The following is a 2,304-nucleotide window of genomic DNA, read 5'->3' as shown; positions in this document are numbered from 1 at the left end:
CGGGTGGCCCCGCAACGGGACCCGGCCGTCTCGGCTCCTTCCCCGACGGGATGCCGAGCGACCCGGCCGCGGCGTTCCGCAGCCTGGACCTGCTCGTACGCCGCCACCTCGACGGGCTGCTGCAGGGCGATCACGTGGGGGTGCGGCTCGGCTCGGGCAGCGACCCCGAAGAGGTCGTGCGCTACCGCCCCGGCGAGGACGACGTGCGCCGCATCGACTGGAACGTCACGGCCCGCACCGGCGACCCGCACGTGTGGCGCTCCCGCGCCGAGCACGAGCTCGACACGTGGGTGCTGGTCGACGAGACCGCGAGCATGGATTTCGGCACCGCCCGCTGCGAGAAGCGCGACCTGGCCACGTTCGCCGCCGCGGTCGTCGCGCTGCTCACCGACGGTCCGGGCAACCGGATCGGCCTGTGCCGGCTCACCCCCGGCGGGGTCACGTGGCAGCCGGCGCTGCCCGGCCGGGTGGCCGCCCGCCGCATCACGCACGCCGCGGCCGCCTACGACCAGAACGGCCGCCCGGAGCCGGGCCCGCCCGGGCCGACCCTCGCGCAGGGCTTGGTCGGTCTGCAGCGCCGCGTGCCCCGGCCCGGCCTGCGGGTCGTCATCAGCGACTTTGTTGAGCCCGACGGGTCGAGCGAGCGGCCGCTGCCGTGGGAGCGGGAGCTGCGCCGCCTGGCGTCGCGGCACGACGTCATCGTCGTCGAGGTGCTCGACCCGCGCGAACTCGAGCTGCCCGACCTCGGGCTGCTGCTGCTGACCGACCCCGAATCCGGTGCGCGCCAGGAGGTCTGGACCTCCACGAAGCTGCGTCGCCGGTACGCGCAGGCCGCGGCCGAGCACCGCGCCGCCGTGGCGGCGGGCGTGCAGGCGTGCGGCGCCGACCACGTGGTGCTGCGCACGGACACCGACTGGGTGCGCGAGCTCGCCCGCTTCGTGGTGACCCGGCGCCGGGCCGCCACCCATCCCCGGAGGATGCCCCGATGACCTTCCTGTCGCCGTGGTGGCTGCTGTTGCTGCTGCCGGTCATCGCGCTGGCGGTGGCCTACGTCATCGCGCAGCGGCGCCGGTCGCGGTACGCGGTGCGGTTCGCGACGCTGCCGATGCTCGCCAAGGTCGCGCCCGCCTCGCCCGGCTGGCGCCGCCACGCGCCCGCCGCGGCGTTGCTCGCCGCGTTCCTCGTGCTCGCCGTCGCGGCCGCCCGCCCGGAGGCGGAGATCCGGGTGCCGCACGAGCGCGCGACCGTGATGATCGCCGTCGACGTGTCGCGCTCGATGGACGCCACCGACGTCGAACCCACCCGCATCGGCGCGGCCCGCGACGCCGCGAGCGCCTTCGTCGAGGAGCTGCCCGACACCTTCAACGTCGGCGTCGTCGCGTTCGCCGGCGACGCGATGGTCATGGCCACGCCGACGACCGACCGCGACGCCGTCGTCCGCGAGCTGCAGAGCCTCACGCTGCGCGACAGCACCGCGATCGGTGAGGCCGTGTTCACCTCCCTGGACCAGATCGCCGCGATGGCACCCGAACCCACCGAACCCGGAGCGGCGCCCACGTCGCCCGGAGCGCCCGGAGCCCCCGGGGTCCCCGGCGCCCCGCAGGCCCCCGACGGGAGCGAACCGCCGGCGGGGGCGGAGTCGGTGCCGGGCCGCATCGTGCTGCTCTCCGACGGATCCAACGTGCGCGGCCGCAGCCTGGAGTCGGCGGCGGCCGCGGCTCGGGAGGCGGGCGTTCCGGTGTCGACGATCGCCTACGGCACCCCGAACGGCGTCATCGAGATCGGCAACCGGGTGATCCCCGTGCCCGCCGACACCGACTCCCTGGCCCGGTTGGCCGAGGACAGCGGCGGCCAGGCGTACGAGGCGGCCAGCGGAGACGAGCTGTCGGAGGTCTACGACGACATCGGCTCCTCGATCGGGTGGCGCACGGAGCCGCGCGAACTCACCCCCTATCTGACGGCGGCGGCGCTGCTCATCGCCCTGGCTGCGGCGGCCATGTCGCTGCGCTGGTTCGCCCGGCTGCCGTAGGAGCGACCGTGACCAGCAACGAGCCGCAACGCCCATCGGACCGGACGGACTGGCCGGGTCTGGGGCGACCCGCCGGCCCGGACTTCGTGGCCGGCGAGCGGGCCGACCCGGCTCCGGAGACCGAACCGGCGACCGCCGCGCAGCCCTGGTGGATGCCGTCCAGCCGGCCGGTCGAGCCAGTCGAGCCGGTCGACGAGCCGGTCGATCCGGTGGTGGAGCCGCGGGCACCCGGGCGGCCGGTCGCGGCGGAACGGCCCAGCTACGCACGGTTCACG

The 2,304-nt window shown here is 75.9% G+C and carries 2 protein-coding genes and 1 pseudogene; all 3 read left to right on the top strand.

All coding sequences use genetic code 11. The features are described from left to right. The coding region (locus tag PINTE_RS21005) for a DUF58 domain-containing protein (protein WP_217996678.1) at positions 1-989 on the top strand (989 nt) is incomplete at its 5' end. Further along, the gene (locus tag PINTE_RS21000) at positions 986-2,029 is read left to right on the top strand and encodes a VWA domain-containing protein (RefSeq protein WP_068434493.1); all 1,044 of its coding nucleotides are present in this window, start codon (positions 986-988) and stop codon (positions 2,027-2,029) included. The genes PINTE_RS21005 and PINTE_RS21000, both read left to right, overlap by 4 nt. Before the next feature lie 8 nt (positions 2,030-2,037). Next, positions 2,038-2,304 (top strand): annotated as a pseudogene (locus PINTE_RS20995) (hypothetical protein); the annotation flags it as partial.

Origin of the sequence: Piscicoccus intestinalis NBRC 104926, from assembly GCF_001515525.1 — a bacterium.
GTDB classification, from domain to species: domain Bacteria; phylum Actinomycetota; class Actinomycetes; order Actinomycetales; family Dermatophilaceae; genus Kineosphaera; species Kineosphaera intestinalis.
Note: the sequence above shows the minus strand (reverse complement) of the source record. Positions and strands in the feature narration are given on the sequence as shown.